This is a genomic window from Thermincola sp. GK-1, from assembly GCF_059412445.1.
In genome coordinates this window covers 64,095-81,887 of record NZ_JBSQAT010000012.1, presented here as the reverse complement: position 1 = coordinate 81,887, position 17,793 = coordinate 64,095, and the positions used below count along the sequence as shown (strand labels likewise).

At 44.9% G+C, this 17,793-nt stretch carries 15 protein-coding genes; 11 read left to right on the top strand and 4 right to left on the bottom strand.

The features are described from left to right. Positions 1-9: 9 nt before the first annotated feature. The 3 genes from ACSNJE_RS11885 to ACSNJE_RS11875 all read right to left on the bottom strand — a co-directional run bounded on the left by ACSNJE_RS11885 (position 10) and on the right by ACSNJE_RS11875 (position 3,657). Complete coding sequence (locus ACSNJE_RS11885) at positions 10-1,869, bottom strand: methyl-accepting chemotaxis protein (RefSeq protein WP_495252730.1); 1,860 nt, start codon at positions 1,867-1,869, stop codon at positions 10-12. 247 nt (positions 1,870-2,116) lie between these two features. Then, complete coding sequence (locus ACSNJE_RS11880) at positions 2,117-3,181, bottom strand: rhodanese-like domain-containing protein (RefSeq protein ID WP_495252729.1); 1,065 nt, start codon at positions 3,179-3,181, stop codon at positions 2,117-2,119. A gap of 242 nt (positions 3,182-3,423) precedes the next feature. Next, a complete protein-coding gene (locus ACSNJE_RS11875; protein WP_083436756.1) occupies positions 3,424-3,657 on the bottom strand; it encodes a glutaredoxin family protein in 234 nt (77 codons plus the stop codon). Between the two features lie 169 nt (positions 3,658-3,826). Between ACSNJE_RS11875 and ACSNJE_RS11870 the strand changes: the two genes are divergently transcribed. From ACSNJE_RS11870 to ACSNJE_RS11820, 11 genes are all read left to right on the top strand, one after another. Then, positions 3,827-3,970, top strand: a complete 144-nt coding sequence (locus tag ACSNJE_RS11870) for a hypothetical protein (RefSeq protein WP_160315518.1) — start codon at positions 3,827-3,829, stop codon at positions 3,968-3,970. Positions 3,971-4,200: 230 nt separating this feature from the next. Further along, a complete protein-coding gene (gene fusA / locus ACSNJE_RS11865; protein WP_495252728.1) occupies positions 4,201-6,228 on the top strand; it encodes an elongation factor G in 2,028 nt (675 codons plus the stop codon). Between the two features lie 84 nt (positions 6,229-6,312). Beyond that, entirely contained in the window at positions 6,313-7,062 is a 750-nt protein-coding gene (locus ACSNJE_RS11860; protein ID WP_052216888.1) for an N-acetylmuramoyl-L-alanine amidase family protein, read from the top strand. A gap of 110 nt (positions 7,063-7,172) precedes the next feature. Then, positions 7,173-7,925 (top strand): ATP-binding protein, encoded by a 753-nt coding sequence (locus tag ACSNJE_RS11855; protein WP_013121047.1) that lies wholly within the window; start codon positions 7,173-7,175, stop codon positions 7,923-7,925. 233 nt (positions 7,926-8,158) lie between these two features. Then, complete coding sequence (locus tag ACSNJE_RS11850) at positions 8,159-8,344, top strand: hypothetical protein (protein ID WP_013121046.1); 186 nt, start codon at positions 8,159-8,161, stop codon at positions 8,342-8,344. Then, on the top strand, positions 8,341-9,396 hold the full coding sequence (gene splB / locus ACSNJE_RS11845) for a spore photoproduct lyase (protein ID WP_495252727.1): 1,056 nt from the start codon (positions 8,341-8,343) through the stop codon (positions 9,394-9,396). Before ACSNJE_RS11850 ends, splB begins: the two co-directional genes overlap by 4 nt. 108 nt (positions 9,397-9,504) lie before the next feature. Next, the gene (locus tag ACSNJE_RS11840) at positions 9,505-12,861 is read left to right on the top strand and encodes an S-layer homology domain-containing protein (RefSeq protein WP_495252726.1); all 3,357 of its coding nucleotides are present in this window, start codon (positions 9,505-9,507) and stop codon (positions 12,859-12,861) included. Positions 12,862-13,046: 185 nt separating this feature from the next. Then, a complete protein-coding gene (locus tag ACSNJE_RS11835; RefSeq protein WP_495252725.1) occupies positions 13,047-14,288 on the top strand; it encodes a D-alanyl-D-alanine carboxypeptidase family protein in 1,242 nt (413 codons plus the stop codon). Between the two features lie 33 nt (positions 14,289-14,321). Continuing rightward, on the top strand, positions 14,322-14,576 hold the full coding sequence (locus tag ACSNJE_RS11830) for a hypothetical protein (RefSeq protein WP_052216884.1): 255 nt from the start codon (positions 14,322-14,324) through the stop codon (positions 14,574-14,576). 48 nt (positions 14,577-14,624) lie between these two features. Then, the gene (locus tag ACSNJE_RS11825; RefSeq protein ID WP_013121041.1) at positions 14,625-14,933 is read left to right on the top strand and encodes a hypothetical protein; all 309 of its coding nucleotides are present in this window, start codon (positions 14,625-14,627) and stop codon (positions 14,931-14,933) included. Positions 14,934-15,061: 128 nt separating this feature from the next. Next, positions 15,062-16,726 (top strand): methyl-accepting chemotaxis protein, encoded by a 1,665-nt coding sequence (locus tag ACSNJE_RS11820; protein WP_052216883.1) that lies wholly within the window; start codon positions 15,062-15,064, stop codon positions 16,724-16,726. A gap of 48 nt (positions 16,727-16,774) precedes the next feature. On the opposite strand, the gene ACSNJE_RS11815 is transcribed toward ACSNJE_RS11820, so the two are convergent. Further along, positions 16,775-17,698, bottom strand: a complete 924-nt coding sequence (locus ACSNJE_RS11815; RefSeq protein WP_052216882.1) for a Na/Pi cotransporter family protein — start codon at positions 17,696-17,698, stop codon at positions 16,775-16,777. Positions 17,699-17,793 lie beyond the last annotated feature (95 nt).

The following is a 17,793-nucleotide window of genomic DNA, read 5'->3' as shown; positions in this document are numbered from 1 at the left end:
CTGACCTCGTTATATTTTAAACTTACTTACTATTTCATCCAACTGTTCGGCTAATTGAGCCAAGGCCTTGGCAGATGCGGCCATTTCCTCATTGGTAGCAGTCATTTCCTGGGTTGCAGCCGATACTTGTTCTGCACTCCTGGCATTTTCATCAGCAATCTGGGAAATTTTATCTATAGCAGAAATAACTACCCTGTTATTTGCCGCAATTTCCTCTGTGGAGGCAGAGTTTTCTTCGGCTATTGCCGCTATATTGTTCATGGATTCTACAACCTTAATACTGTTTTCGGATAATCCTTGGGTGGAAATTGTGATACTTTGCATATATTCCGTAACCAGGTTTACATTCTTTACTATATCTTCCAGGGCCTTTCCTGCGTCCAGACCTAATTTGGAGCCGGCTTCCACTTCCCGGGTGCCTTCGTCCATAGCTTTTACGGCCCGGTTGGTTCCTTGCTGGATATTAGTGATTAATTCTGCTATTTCTTTAGTAGCGTGACTTGAGCGTTCAGCAAGCTTTCTTACCTCATCAGCCACGACAGCAAAGCCTTTACCATGCTCACCGGCCCGAGCCGCTTCAATTGCGGCATTTAAAGCAAGGAGGTTTGTTTGGTCAGCTATATCATCAATGACCTGGATGATTTCACCGATTCTGCCGGAGTATTCGCCCAACTCCCGGATTCTGTTTGCTGTTTCAAAAACTGTCTCCTTGATGCGGTTCATACCTACAATGGCGGATTGAACGGCATGGCCGCCGGTGGCAGCTACTTCGGCAGTTTTATTTGCGGCTTCTGAAACATTTTTTGACCTGTTAGCAACGTCTTCGATGGCGCTTGCCATAGCGGAAACCACTTCTGAGGTATCGTTAATACTACGGGCCTGTTCCTGGGCGCCCATGGCAATTTGATCTATGGCCCGGCTTAGTTGAGTGAAGGTTTGTACTGCCGAATTGACACTTTCCGTCTGTTCCAGGTTGCCGGTGGCTACAGTGCCGATGGAAGCGGCGACGCTTTGGGTCACCTTGGCGGCCTCATCAGCGTTCAAAGACAATTGCTCGCTGGTAGTAGTGACCTGATGGCTGGCATTGATAACCTGGCCGATTAGGGAGCGTATATTCGATAGCATTAAATTCATGGATTTTGCCAGCGCGCCGATTTCGTCGTTTCGTTTATAATGAATATCCTGGCTGAAGTCTCCTTCGGCCATAAGTTTCATTTTGTCCCCAAGGTAGTTGAGGGGTTTCATCATTAATCTTACTAATAAGTAGGTAAGGATAGTACTTACGATAATCAGTACGAGGGCAATACCGATAGCCAGGTTGCGGGCTTTAGCGTTGGCAATGGCTACGTGTTTTGTATCCAAACTGGCTACGAGGGTGCCCCAGCGTTCCAGGTCATAAGACACGGGCATGGCAATCCGGTAGTATTCACTTCCGTCTCCGGCAGTGAACTTCTTGAAATAAGGCTCGTTTACCTGGCTAACCTTTTTTGTAAATTCATCCTGGAGGACCTTACCCACTTCATTGCTTTCGCTATGAGCAAATATTTTGCCGTTTTTGTCAATCAAGTAAATTTCTTTGAGGTCAGGGTTTTTGTTTTTTACTGTTACCAGGCCCTCCTGCAGTGTGAAGAATTGCTGCAAGCCGATGTTATTTGAAGCGACTCCTGAAAGACCAGAAGTTAAACTGACCCCTTTCTGGATAACCTGTTCATACATGATACTGGTGTTTTGCTGAATGACGAAAGTAGTATAGATAAACAGAACAACTATGATTAACCCGACTACAAATAAGGTAAATTTTGTGGCTAACGAATCTTTGTTAAAACTAAATCCTACTTTCGGTTTTTTGATCCTTTTAACTGAGTTCATAAGTTTTACACCCCGCCCCTGACAGAATTTACATGATCATTTAGGCCAACTGGAATGCCAGGAATTATCTAAACAACTATATTCTTCGACACAGATTGACAGAAATCCTGCAAGAATTGAAAAATAAGGAAAAATAGAAAAAAATATTACGAAACAATAATAAGGAAGTTGATATTGAAATTAGGTACAAAAAAATAGAGGGCCTGCCCTGAACAGCAAGCTCTCGAGTATACCGGATTAGAAAATTTTAAGGATTGGAACCTGCTACTGTCGGGTAGTCAGGAGCCTTGGCAAAAGGTTCAAGGCCGATAATGTCTTTATTGCTGGTCCAGCCCATCATACCAAACTTCATGGCATAAGCTTCATAACCAAGCTGGTTGAGGAACATGGTGGCTTGGCTGGCTGTGTGTCCCGTATAGCAGATGACAACAATCTTTTTGTCTTTAGGTAGTTTTTTCAGGTTTTCTTCCTTGGCAATTTCTGCGAAGGGAACGTTGATAGCTCCTTTTACATGTCCCTTAGCGTAATGTTCGGGCTTGCGAATGTCAAGTACAACATATCCCTGGTCGCCGCCCCTGATAACAGTATTATATACCTCGTCCACGGAAATTGTCGGCGCCCGTCCGGAAGTCAGATATTTTTCAGTTTGGGCCAGAATGATGTCTTCAGTAGTAGATTTGCCGGTATTTACTGCCGGCAATTCGTTGTTGGCTTCAGCTTCTACAGCAGTAGTGTCAACTTCGTAGTCAGCAGCTTTCGTAAAGGGTTCTATGGCAAGAACGTCTTTGTTACTGGTCCAGCCCATCATACCATATTTCATGGCATAGGCATCGTATCCTAACTGGTTAAGCAGCAATGTAACCTGGCTGGCTGTATGGCCGGTGTAGCAAATAACAACAACCTTTTTGTCCTTAGGTATTTTAGCCAGATTTTCCTTCTTGAAGATTTCCTGATAAGGTATGTTTATTGCTCCTTTAATATGCCCTTTGGCATAATGTTCAGGTTTCCTGACACTCAAGAGGAAATAACTTTGGTCCCCGCCTTTTACAGCTTTTTCGTATACTTCTTCAACTGAGATAGTGGGCGCTTTGCCGGAACTTAAGTAAGCGTTGGTAGCATCAATAATCTTGGCTGTTTCGGAGCCGTCGGCAGCCGGTGTATTAGTGTTGTTCTCGGCTGTGCTGTTTTCAGTGGTATCCGATTGGACCACTCCTTCCTCCTGTCCGCCACCGCAGCCTGAAAAAGTAAACGCTAGGCCTACCAACAGGACTAGGGCGAGAATGGACAACAGAAGCTTCTTCTTACCAGGCATGCAAACCCCTCCCATGACATTTTTTTGTCCCCGTTAAGGGGAAAAACATACTGCACAACATAGTAGTAATGGATAATATTAGTTCTTCGACACAAACCTACAAATTCCTGCAAATTGTCGATTTCTTTTGGTAATTTCCAGATAAAAATTAATAATATTTCTTACTAGTATTTTCGTAATTACGGGCCCACATAAAACCCCCGGCGATGAACCGGGGGCGGGTACGGAGAAGCAAACGTTTTTCACTGTAAAAGACGCTCGATTTTGGACTTATCAAAACCTATGACGACTTCGCCGTCGATTATACTGGTAGGCACGGCCATACTTTTGGTTTGTGTAATCATTTCCTCACGAGCAGTCGGGTCTTCGGCCACATTACGTTCCTTAAAAGAAACACCTTTTTCTGAAAGATACTCTTTCAGGTGCAGGCATGCCGGTCAGGTTGGCGTAGTAAATACAATAATTTCCTTACTCATTTATATGGTCTCCTTTCTTGAATAAAAAACAACATCTTTTTGTAGCATATATTACCCGGAATTCTATATATATATTCTTGACTACCGACATTGACTCAGATGACCGGAGGGTGTAAAATATAAATATAGCTGCTTGTCTTTTATGACAGCTTAATTTGGAGATGGTCTTATGTTAGTTTGTAGTTTTACTGCATGGGGCTTGAATAAAGTCTGGTCCGGTGAGGACATAGTCAGGGCCCGCAGGGTTTTGACTGCTGCTGATGCTATGATTGTCGGTAGGACAAATAAAAACGGAAAACAGATTTATGGATAAGAACGGCCTATTTTTGTGCCGTTCTTTTTTTCGCGTTGTCCAATTTTTTAATATAAAAAATTGTTTTTTGGCGGATTTTGGGGGCATGACATCAAAAAACATTAAAGCAAAGGGGGTATAGCCTGATTTTTCTAAACCGGTTTTCAAACTGACATTTAGAGTTTTTGACCCCATGGCAGGAAATAAAGCATGATTTCCTTAAATTTTAAAAATGGTGGGAGGCGTAGTAAATGAAAAATTATCAAGCAGGCCAGCTCAGAAACATAGGCATTGTTGCCCACGGGGGTGCCGGAAAAACAAGTTTGGTAGAAGCTATGCTGTTTAACACCGGAGCCATTAACAGGTTAGGAAGAGTAGAAGATGGAACGACCACGGCAGATTATCACCCTGAAGAAATAAAGAGGCAGATTACCATTCATGCCACATTGGTGCCGGTAGAATGGAAAGACTGTAAGGTTAATCTAATTGATACCCCTGGTTATGCAGACTTTATCGGCGACGTTAAAGCTACTTTGCGAGCGGTGGACAGTGCCGTTTTTGTAGTCTGTGCTGCAGCCGGAGTGGAAGTGCAAACAGAAATTATCTGGAATATAATTGACGGAGACAAAAAGCCCCGGGTAGTGTTTATAAATAAAATGGATCGGGAAAATGCCAGTTTTCAAAAAACTTTAGCCAGTTTACAGGACAACCTGAACGGAAACTTTGTGCCGTTACAGATCCCTATTGGGGAAGCCGAAACCTTTCAGGGTTTTGTTGATGTGGTGGAACAGAAGGCTTACCTATATGAAACTAACGGTAAGGTAAAAGAAGTAGAAATACCGGCGGGAATTAGCGGAGAGGTGGCAACTTACCGCGAAAAACTCATCGAATCGGCAGCAGAAATGACGGACCAGGCGCTGGAAAAGTATTTGAATGGGGAAGAGCTCACCAAGGAGGAAATTATTTCCGGTCTCAAATTGGGTATAAAAGAGGGAAAAATAAATCCGGTTCTTTGCGGCTCTGCTAATAAAAACCAGGGCGCCGTGCAGTTACTGGATTTTGTCGTTAATTATATGCCCAGTCCTGAAGACAGAAGTACTGAACCTTTATCTGCTTTGGTCTTTAAAACTATTGTTGACCCCTATGTGGGCAAAATGAATTTTGTCCGGATTTACAGCGGTAGGCTTGCTGCCGATACGCCTTTATTTAACAGCACCAAAAACCAGGCCGAAAAGGTGGGGCAGATTTTATTTGTGCGGGGGAAGACTACCCAACCCATAACCGAAGCCTGGGCGGGGGATATAGTAGGTCTGGTAAAACTGCAGAATACAGATACCAACGATACATTGTGCCTGAAGGAGAAAGACGTCAAACTTGATCCTATAGTATTCCCCGTCCCTACTTTGTCGGTGGCCATCGCTCCCAGGACAAAAGGTGACGAGGATAAACTGGGGAATGCTATTCATAAGTGCCTTGAGGAAGACCCCTGCCTGCGTGTGGAAAAGAATATGGAAACCCATGAAACAATTTTAACCGGAATGGGCGAAACCCACATTGATATTGTTTTGGAAAAAATGAAGCGTAAGTTTGGCGTTGATGTAGTTATGAAGGACCCACGGGTACCTTACCGTGAAACTATCAGAGCTACCGTAAAGGTGGAAGGTAAACATAAGAAACAGACAGGTGGACACGGACAATACGGCCATGTATGGTTGAGATTGGAACCTCTAATGGATAAAGAATTTGAGTTTGACGAAGAAATCTTCGGTGGCGCCGTGCCCAAACAATACATCCCGGCTGTGGAGAAAGGAATCCGTGAAGCGATGGCTGAGGGTGTGATAGCCGGCTTCCCCGTAACAGGCATTAAGGCAGTGGTTTACGATGGTTCACATCATCCCGTTGATTCGTCAGAAATGGCCTTTAAAATTGCATCGGCCCAGGCTTTTAAAAAAGGTGTGTTGCAGGCAAAGCCAATATTGTTAGAGCCGGTTATGAATGTAGAAGTGACAGTGCCCGAAAGTTATATGGGCGATATTATCAGTGACTTCAATACCAAGCGCGGACGTATTCTTGGTATGGATCCGCTAGGTAAGTATACAGTGGTAAAGGCTCAGGTTCCTTTGGCAGAAATGTACAGGTATGCCATTGATCTAAAGTCTATGACTCAGGGCCGTGGCCAGTTTACTATGGAATTTGCTCAATATGAAGAGGTTCCGGCTCGGCTGGCCGAAGAAATAATTAACCAGGCAAGGGCGGCAAAGGAAGCGGCAGAAAAGTAAGAGGTTTTTCCATACTTTTAATTCTACCATGCTGTTTTTCCCCATATATTTTCTTGATAGGCATTCAGGAAAAGGGGGAAAGATATGGCTGGTAGGACTTTGCTTTTCATTATCAGAAAAAAAATGGTGGTACTTTTTATTGCTGCTCTTTTTTTGACAACGGGCCTTTATCACTGGGCTGCAAGCGCTTTGGCCCGTAAGGCTTATTATCCTTTACAGGGAAAAAAAATAGTGCTTGACCCGGGACACGGAGGAGTCGACAGCGGGGCCAACGATTCTTCCGGTTTTAAAGAAAAAACGGTAAACCTTGAAGTGGCTCTGAAACTTAGAGAGCTGCTGGTTCTTGGCGGGGCCGAAGTTATTATGACCAGGACTGATGACAGTGACGTAACGGAAAAAGGTGACCCTGGCAAAAAACGTTACCACCGGGATATGGACGGCCGCAGAAAATTAATGAATGAAAGTGGAGCCGATGTATTTATCAGTCTGCATGTAAATGCCTGTCGGGGGGCGCACAGAACCAGGGGAGCTTTTGTTTATTACCATAAAAATTCGGAATCTGGAAAAATGCTGGCCGAATGTTTGGCGGCCCAGTTAAACCATTATGTAGCCGATTACAAAAAAGAAGGGGAACTGGCTATCCATAAGGCGTGCACGGCCAACTATTACCTGCTTAGAAATGCTAAAATCCCAGCAGCTCTGGTCGAGATGGGTTTTATGACTCATCCCGAAGAAAAAAGGCTACTGTCAAACCAAGATTATCAAAAAGGGCTGGCCAAAGCTTTGGCCGACGGGTTACGGGATTACTTCTTGAATCAGGCGCTTAGTTCTTAGCATTTACGTAATTTAGGGGGTTGTTAATTTCCGGACTTTGCGGTATGATAATAACAAGAGAATGAATAGAATTTTCAGACAATACACCAATGCTTCAAGGAGGGACAGCAATGTCGAAACTGATAGCCGTTGCCGGAAAAGGCGGTACTGGGAAAACTACATTTACTGCTATACTTTTAAGGGAGTTAGTTAAAAACAAAAAAGCCGCCATACTGGCCGTTGATGCAGACCCCAACGCTAACCTGAACGAGGCTTTAGGGCTGGAAGTGGATACTACTATTTCTGACGCCGTCGACGAAGTAAAGTCCGGTCAAACAATTCCCAGCGGAATGACCAAAGAAGCCTTTATGAAATGGAGACTAAGCCAGGCGTTAATTGAAACCCAGTATATCGATTTACTGGTAATGGGTGTGCCCGAGGGCTCCGGTTGTTATTGTTATCCTAACAACCTGTTAAGGGACCATCTAGCCAGTCTGCGGGATAATTATGATTATGTAGTGACTGATAATGAGGCCGGCCTTGAACACTTAAGCCGCCAGGTTATTCAGAACGTGGACTATCTCTTTATAATCAGTGATGCATCGGCCAGAGGAATTCGTTCCGCCGGTAGGGTTAACCAGATTGTCAAAAACCTGTCCACTCCTGTAAAAAAAGTATATCTTATAGTAACCAAGACAATGGAACAGGGTATAGATGATTTAATGGATGAGATTAAAGCAACAGGTGTGGAACTTATTGGTACCATTCCATATGATCCGATGGTAGCTGAATTTGACCTGAAGAGCAAACCATTGTTTGATCTTCCCGATGGTTCCGTGGCAGTTCAGGCTGTGCGCGAGATAATTCAAAAAACAGGCATCTAACTGGAGAAAAATTTGTGTACATTTACTCAGAAAAAGTTATAGACAAAGTTTCATATTGACTTCTTAAAAAGCAAGGCCGCCTCCCGTCCGAGCACTTAACTTGAGTTGAGTGCCGGACTTCCCGGCGGCCTTCGCCATCTTCAAACATTGAGTATATTTACTCAGAATTTTTTTGGGGGAACGGGTTGGGTGGGGCGGAGTTGGGGATAATAAAACCCGAAGGAGGTTAGAAAATGAAAGACGATAAGAACAGACGTGATGTACATGACTTTGTCCCCACGGAGTTGGGTTCTGCCATCCAGGCCAATGTGGCGGGCCGCCCCCTTGACAGGGAGATAATGATAGAAGATAACCCTGACCCGGCCAACCAGATCATGAATAAGGAGAAAAAGGTTGACGCACCTATAGCAAAAGAATGAAGACCGCATTAGAGGTTTCCAAAAAAAAGACAACTAACTTGTTTCAACCTGTTCGCGTTTATTTTGAGCAGGAGGCCCTTAATTATCCTTTGGGCAGACAAATCTACGAGCGGGTCCAAAAAGAAGGGACGGAAATTAAAATGGTCGGGTCCCACAACAGGGTTACGGGCATACCCGGTGATACGCCACAAATGAGTTACCGCGAAGCAAAAAGGACCTTGGTGGTTGGTGTGCGCAGAAGTAAAAATTTCGAATCCTGCAAACCCTCCGCGCACTACCAGTTGCCTTTAGTTACCAGTTGCCCGGGGATGTGTGAATACTGTTATCTCAATACCACTCTGGGTAAAAAGCCTTATGTCCGGGTTTATGTCAATATTGAGGAAATTCTGACCCGGGCCCGCGAATACATTAATCAGCGTAAACCCGAGATAACAATTTTTGAAGGGGCGGCTACATCTGACCCGGTGCCGGTTGAGTATTTGTCTGGGGCATTGCGCCGGGCCATAGAGTTTTTTGGGCAGCAGGAATACGGGCGTTTCCGCTTTGTCACAAAATTTACGGAAGTAGAGGGTTTGCTCAGTCTGCAACATAACGGCCACACCCGTTTCAGATTCAGTATTAACAGTGACCAAGTCATTTCACGTTATGAACGCCGGACCCCGCCCCTAAAGGAAAGAATACAGGCTGCGGGCAAAGTATTTAAGGCCGGATATCCGCTGGGGTTTATCGTTGCCCCCATTTTTGTATATGATGGGTGGCAGCAGGACTACACAAAATTGTTTAAAGAGCTTTATTGTCAATTGGGCAAGGTACAGGACCTGACTTTTGAATTTATTACTCACCGGTTTACCAGACGGGCTAAGGCCAATATTTTAAGCCTGTTTCCGCAAAGTGACTTGCCGATGGAAGAACAACAACGGCAATTTAAATTCGGACAATTCGGATACGGAAAATTCATCTATCCTAAAGAAACGCTACAGGAAATAGAAAGCTTTATGAAAAGTATGGTGAAGGAATTCTTTCCCCAGGCAAAAACGGAGTATTTCGTATAGCTGCCGCTTTTTCAGCGGCAGCTATTTTTTTCAAAGGTGACGAGGAAAAAGTTAGTATTTGTCGAAATACATAGAAGATGTTACAAAATTTTGCTAAGGAGTGGTCTTATGGTTTTGGTTGATGTGCGAGGCAAGATAGTAGTAACATTGACAATTTTCATTTTTTTACTGAGCCTGCTTCCGGTTAAGCCTATTTGGGCGGGGACGCCGAGCCTGACCATTTTGAGTCCGGCTGACGGGGCTGTAGTATACAACAATACTGTAAGTATAAGCGGCTATGTGAGCGATGTGGCCGCTTCGGGCCTACGGATCAACGGCGCCGTTGTAGCTTTTGATGCGGGAGGTCGTTTTAACTGGCCTGTAACACTAAATGCAGGAGATAATACAATCACTGTGACAGCCACCAGTTCCACCGGACATACCACCACCAAAACCGTAAACGTCTATTATGACTCCACTGCGCCACAGGTAGAGGTGACGAGTCACAAAACAAACGATGTTGTCTCATCGCCGAGTATAAATCTTCAGGGCGTTGTAAAGAACAGAACGGTTGGGACTGAGCTGTGGATAAACGGAAACAAAGCAGTCATTAATACCGATGACAGGTTTACTTACCCTTTAACCCTGAATCAGGGACTGAATACTGTTCATGTAAAAGTTACCGACGGCGGGGTAGTCACTTCCGAAACCTATCTCTATTTAACTTACAACCAGACGGCGCTGCTGGACAGTCTGCAGGTCAACGGCCTGCCCGCAACCGATTGGATGGTTGTAAATTCGGGGCATGTGACTGTTTCCGGTTCCATACTTACTCCGCTGAGCGGCACAATTAACGGCCGGACCGTCAGCGGATCCTTTTCTGAGGATTTTTTCCTTCAACCCGGTGAAAACAGTTTTACTGTCGATGTGGACAATGGCGCCTTAGTTAGAACATTTCGGGTCCTTTATGACAACGGCCAACCTTTCGTTTATAACCTCAATCCTGCTGCCGACTCAGTAATAACCAGTACTTCAGCCACAGTTACTTTAACGGGCGCCACCTTTGGAGCCACATCCCTGAAAATAAATGGGAACAGCGTTCCTTTAAGCGCTACAGGTACGTTTTCTGCCAATATCACCTTGACACCGGGTTTGAATAATATTCCCATGGAAGTAGGCAAAAACGGCTCAATTAACACCTATACTTACCGGTTAACCTATACTAACGGACCTGCCGTAACAATCACAGAACCGGCCGATGGATATGTCACCGGGAATAACACTATTACAGTGAAGGGCACGGTCAATGCCAATACCACATCCCTGAAGGTCAAAAACAATACCGGTTTAAATCCTGTCGAAGAAAATGTTCCCATTAATAGCGATAAATCTTTCAGCAAAACAATTAACCTTAAACCGGGATTAAACTCCATAACATTTACGGCGGCTACCTCGGGCGGAGTAACGGTGACCACTACTATTAAGGTTACTTACAGCGGTGTGCCGGTAATCAATGTAACAAGCCCTAACGTGAACGAAATAGTGTATTCCACTACAGTAACCATTGGCGGGCAAGTGTTCAATACTGTAAAAGACGGTTTAAAAATAAACGGGTCTGTAGTAGCTTTTGATGTCAATGGGAACTTTGCGAAAACCTTAACTTTAAATCAGGGAGATAATACTGTGAGCCTGACGGCTACTGACGGTAATACTACGGTGACTAAAACCCTGATCATCAAATGTGATACCAGCCCAATTATAAACGTTACTGCACCCTCATCGGGTATTTCCACTCCCCAGACATCGGTTACTGTTACGGGGTATGCGTTTAATACGGATAAGTGGGGGTTTACTGTCAATGATGCTCTTGTTCCCTTAAGCGCCGATGGATATTTCTCGAAAACGGTGAACCTGACCAGAAAAGTAAACAATATAGTCCTTAAAGCCACAAAAGACGGGGTTACAACCGGTAAGACTATTGTAGTTTATTATACCGGAGACCCTGTATTAAAGATTGACTCACCCCTAGACGGGTCCACTGTGACCACCGGTTACATCAACGTCAAGGGTACCGTTTACCCTGTAGACGGTTTGAACTCCTTTACTATGGAGTGTGACGGACGTACATACAAGGTAGTTTGTGACGGGAATACCGGGGCTTTTGACCAGCCTGTGAAATTAAAAGAAGGGGATAATGAAATCAAGATTACTGTTGATTACGGAGCAGACAAACCCCTGGAAAAAAAGTTAAAAGTTAAATATGATAACTCCCCCGGGGTGACAGTATATTCAATCTTTGACGGGATGACGGTCTTTTCCAACAAGCTTAAAATAACTGGCCAAGTTGAACGGACACAGGCCGGCGGATTGAAGATAAATAATGAGGTCGTCGATTTTGACCAGGGCGGGGATTTTTCCAAATCCGTAACTCTTGTCGCAGGAGCAAATTCTATCGATATATCCGCGACCGGAGGGAGTAAAACAACAACGAAAAAGTATACCGTTTATTACAACGACATCGCCAAAACCGGTGCGGAAGTTGAACTTACGGTGAAAAAAGGAGAAGAAACCAAGGCTTTCGGTGAGTTCCTAAATATAAAAACGGCCGGGAATGATTACGCCGAAAATACTCTCAATATGGAAATAGTTGACCCGGAAGATATCGAAGAACCACCTCTTTCCGCGGCCTACGTCGGGCCGGTAACAGACATTGATTTTGAGCGGGCGCCTCTCGAACCTTTTGTCCTGACGTTAAAGTACGATAAGGTAATAAAAGATGCGCAGGCCCGTAGACTGTCGGTGTTTTATTATGATGAGGACAAAGATGAATGGAAGGTTCTGGGAGGGAAAATAAATACAGAAAATAAAACTATATCGGTTAAAACGGACAAAGAAGGAAAATATGCGGTAATGGTATATTTCAAAACCTTCGACGATATAATAAACCATTGGGCTGAGAAGGATATTGAGTATCTGATTTCCCAGGGAATTATTACAGGCCAGCCAAGTTCACGTTTCAATCCCGATGGGCTAATTACCAGAGCTGAATTTGCCACTATGTTGGCCAAGGCCTGCGGTTTGGACCCATACGAGCCGCAAAGCGAGTCCTTCCGTGATGTTGATGAGAATCATTGGGCTTTTCCCTATGTTGAGGCAGCGGTGCGGGCGGGTATAGTGAACGGCGTTTCAGCCAGCTATTTTGCGCCCGCCAGAACCATCACCAGGGAGCAGGCAGCCGTAATGCTGGCAAGGGCGGCAAATGTGGAAATGCTTGACAATGACAAGGCCAAGGAAGTTCTCGACAGCTTTGTAGATGGCAAAAAGGTTAGTAAGTTTGCTGATATAGAAGTTGCTTCGGTAGTAGAGGCCGGGCTTTTGCAGGGAACGGGAGAATACAGATTTCTACCTCAGGGAACTACTACCAGGGCCCAGGCGGCTGCTATGATGGTGCGGCTTATGGAAACACTGGCCGAACAAGAGAAATAGGCTCTAAAAAAGCTATGACATTATGGCAGAAACCCGGTTCGTACTCTATGTGAAATCGGGTTTCTGCCTTTGTTAATAATCTTTTGTTCTTTTTTAACAGGATTATTTGTTTTCATAGCGAAAAAAATAAAACGAGGTAAATCAGGAAATAAGTACTTCACAATTAATTTATTTAGGGGGTAACAATGTCCTTAGGTAAACGGTCAATCAGTATATTGTTGGTGGTTTTTTTTGTAATAACTGTTGTAGGAGGACCGGTTATTGCTCCGGGATATGCCCAGGAACCCGGTATTGTCGGAAAAGCCGGGGTTTTGATTGATGCCAGAAGCGGCCAGGTGCTTTACGCCAAAAACCCGGATCTCCGGCTGCCTCCAGCGAGCACAACCAAAATACTGACAGTGGCCATAGCGTTGGAGGAAGGGGATGTTAACGACAAAGTTACGGTAAGTAAAAACGCTGTAACGCAGGAAGGTTCATCTATTTATCTGACGGCAGGGGAAACCCTGACTCTGGAAGACCTGTTATACGGCGTACTTTTAAGCTCTGGAAATGACGCGGCTGTGGCTGTAGCCGAGCATATTGCCGGTTCTGTGCCTGCCTTTGTAGAGCTGATGAACAAAAAAGCGAAAGAATGGGGCGCAACAAATTCCAATTTTTGCAACCCTAATGGGTTGCCCAATGATGAACATTATACCACTGCCAGGGATTTAGCCATGATTGCCAAACATGCTATGGAATTGCCTTTGTTTCGGGAGATGGCCGCTACCAAGGTAAAGGAAATTAAACGGGCCGATCCGGCCAATTTCTTCAGACTCATAAACCATAATAAATTGTTGTGGCGCTATGAAGGGGCTAATGGAATTAAGACGGGCTACACAAGGGTTGCCCAGCAGTGCCTGGTTTCATCCGCAAAACGTGGGGACCAGGAGTTTATAGCGGTGGTTTTGGGTTCGGTGGGGAATAACATTTGGACAGATTCTATGGCCCTGCTTGACTATGGATTTAAAAATTTCCGGACAACCAAACTTGTCGAGAAAGGCAAGTTCATACAGGAGATTTCTGTCAAAGACGGGACAGGTAAAGTGCGGGTTGTCACGGAAAAGGAACAATACTTTACCGGCAAACTGGCAGACAATGAGGTTCCCAAAGCAAAAACCATTATTTTCAAGGGATTGGCTGCTCCTATCAAAAAAGGCCAAAAGGTCGGATATATTACTTATAACTTCGGCGATAAGGAAATCGGGCGCGTATATTTGGTGGCGGCCAATGCCGTTGATAAAAAAGTGATGGTGGAAAGGCACCCTTGGATACTGCCGGTGGCAGGAATCACCCTTTGTCTGGGGTTTGTAATAACATGGAACAGGAAACGCGCTTTACGGCGGTACAGAAAAGGTTTCAAACATTTTTACAGGGGCCCCATCAGGTAAACGGCAAAAGTTAGAAAGGGTTGGTTTGGTAAAATGGATGTAAAATTGTTTTTTGAAGCCTTTTGGGATGAGATAATCAAAGTTACGACAGCTTTTGTAACATGGGGTCTCGGGGTTGTATTTATGATTTTATATTGTTTTTTTCTGGTATGGCTTCAGAAGACTTTTGGTCTGTACCTGACAATTGTTGGAGCCCTTTTTTTTCTTACTGTTGCTTTCTTTTTAATTGATTTATGGTGGAGTTATAACCGGTTCAAACATATTAAACGTATGAAAGATATAGGTTAGTTAAATAAATTGGTCTATTTGGGAGATACTATTTATTGAGGTGAAAATATGGACCAAAACCCCAAAAGACCAGATTTGAAGTTGCTTAAAAGTTCTGCATTAGAAATTTTGCATGACCAGATTATGAACAGGCTGGACACACCGGAAAAAGCCGGAATTAAGAGCTTGCTGGCTAAAAATAACCGGCTCTTGAAAAAAGTATTTTATAACTACATGTCGGAACACAAAACGGGTAATGTCAAGGATATCATGGTTGCCCTGGATAACCTCCTGGATATTCATGCCAGGGAGTGTTATACCATCGGTTACCTGGACGGCATTGGTCATAAACGCTCGGAAATTAAGCTAAAGACCTGAGCCGCGGCTCAGGTTTATTTTTTGCTCCGGTTCTGCCAAAAGAAGGAATTTTCCATCTCCTTGTCGAAAAATAACGAATTAAGTACTTGCACGTTATATCTAAGTCGGATTAGGGGAGAGTGGTAGTCTTGTTAAAGCGCAGCTTCGGACTAAAACTGGTTGTGGTGTTTGTGATAATGCTGTTTTTTGTGGCCACCGGGGTCGGACTTTACGCGCTGAATAACATGGATGGTCAGATGAAAGCGTTGATTAGTGAAAAGCTTATGTCTGATATAGCGACTGGGAGTGAGCTGCTGGAAGTTATCTATCCGGGGGATTGGTATGTTCGGGGCGGCAATCTTTACAAAGGCGATTTGCAGATTGCCTCTGATTTTCCTTTTGTTACTAAACTGGCTAAGTTAACAGGAGATACTGTGCAGTTATATTTTAGAGGGCAACTGTTGGCCGGAAGCACCGGTGATGTGAATAAGGAAGGGTTTGGTGGGCAGGAATTGGAGCGCCTGGCGCGGTCTACCAGGGCCGGACTGGAAAGTATTGCCGGTAATCAGGTCGGGGTCAGGCCAATTGTTACAAAGAGCGGGGAGCAGGTCGGGTTTTGGATCGTAACTGTTCCTGCTAACAGGCACAAGGTGATGATCCGGAACCTGCAGATAAAAATGATGGCTGGAGCCTACTTTGCGCTTTTTGTAACCAGTTTTATATTTTACATGATTACCCGCATCATTTCCAAGCCGATAAACCAGATAGTAGACGGAATGACCAACGCTGAAAAAGGCGATTTATCTGTCAAACTGGATATCGATACCCAGGACGAATTTAGTTTTCTCGGCGAAAAATTTAACAGTATGATTGACCATATTGGTGTACTGGTTAATAATATAGTGACCATTGCTGAAAAAGTTGCTAATCATGCCGATACTCTTAATTTCGGCGCAGCCGAATCTTCCAAGATTACTGAGCAGATAGCCCAGACTGTCCAGATGGTGGCTACGGGAACGGAAGACCAGTCCAAAAGTATAGAACAAACATCACTCACCATTAACGAAATGTCCAAGGGCATCCAGCAGGTTGCCGGCAATTCCCAAAACGTATTAAACGCCTCCCATGAAGCTAACGAAGCTGCCCTGGAGGGCGGTAAGGCTGTTGAAAATGCCATTAAACAAATGGCGTCCATAAGTACAACTGTAAATAATTCAGCTTTAACTGTCAGGGCATTGGGAGAAAGGTCCCAGCAGATTGGTTACATAGTGGATATAATCACGGGTATCGCGAAGCAGACCAACCTACTTGCCTTAAATGCTGCCATTGAGGCAGCCAGGGCCGGGGAACAGGGCCGGGGATTTGCGGTTGTAGCGGAAGAAGTGAGAAAATTGGCGGAACAGTCGGGAGAGGCCGCAAAACAAATAGCCGACCTGGTGAAAGAAATTCAGGAAGATACAGAGCAGGCGGTTCAGGCCATGGAATCAGGTTTGCAGGAAGTTGCTAACGGAACAGTGGCTGTAAATAATGCCGGCGAAGCATTTAAAAATATTATGAATACTATATCCAAAGTAGTGGACCAGATCCAGGAGGTTTCCGTAGCTGCCGAAGAGATGGCTGCCGCTGCTGGACAGGCAGTTGCCGCTATTCAAAACGTTGCCAGTATTTCCGAGGAAACAGCCGCCAGCGCCCAACAGGTGGCTGCAGCGGCTGAAGAACAGACTGCATCTGTGGAAGAAACGGCAGCCTCAGCCAGTGTTTTGGCGGACCTGGCCAATGAGCTCAGGGAAAGTGTCAGCCGTTTTAAAGTATAAGGGAAAAGCAGGCCTGGCCTGCTTTTTATGTCGGGCAGGGCCCTGGTCTTAATCCGGCACTATCCTTTCCAGCAGGGCGGCGAACTGCCTGATAAACGGGAGTACTGCCAGCGAGCTGATGACGTTGAAAATGGTATGCGCATTGGCAATCTGGCGGGGCAGGCTATCGGCAGTTATGGTTAACAGGTTGCTGAACGGAGCAATTAAAGGAAAGAAGATCAGTACACCTACCACATTTAAAAGAACGTGAGCCCACGCCACCCTTTGCGCTGCAGGTGAACTGCCGATGGCTGCCAGTATTCCGGTAATACAGGTGCCAATGTTACTGCCCAGGACCATGGCTATTGCCATGGGCAAGTCTATCAGTCCCTGGTGAGACAAAGCAATGATAATACCGGTGGTCGTGCTGCTGCTGTGGATTAACGCTGTAACTGTTATACCTGCCAGAAGTGCCAGGAGATGCGATTGCCCCAGCGAATGCATTACGGTGTTAAACAAGGAGGAATTTTTTAGGGGCTCCATGGAGCCGGTTATTACGCCAATGCCCAAAAACACGATACCAAACCCCACAATTGACTGCCCCAGGTAATACCAGCCCTTCCTCCTACTCCAGGTCATGATGATGGCGCCTAATCCGATAGCGGGGAGGGCCAGGTCATTCAGGTTAAAGGAAATGATTTGCGTTGTTATACATGTACCTATATTAGTGCCCAGGACAATGCCCAGGGCCTGGGTAAAGCTGATAACTCTGGCATTTACCAAACCTATTGTCATTACCGTAATCGCAGTGCTGCTTTGAACTAACATGGTAATTATGGTGCCGGCCAGGGTACCCATAGCCGCGGTTCGGGTAAGGGTATGCAGAGCCTGCCGCATTCGGCGTTGGGCTACATTTTCCAGACCCGTTTTCATAAACTGCATGCCAAACAGCAACAGGGCCATGCCGGCGCTCAGTTTCAACAAAACAGTCATATTTTACCTCCGGTTTAAGAGGTTACAATAACTCTTATGTGGGATATGCGAAAATATGACGGACAGTCATAAACCAAATACTACTATTGACTGTA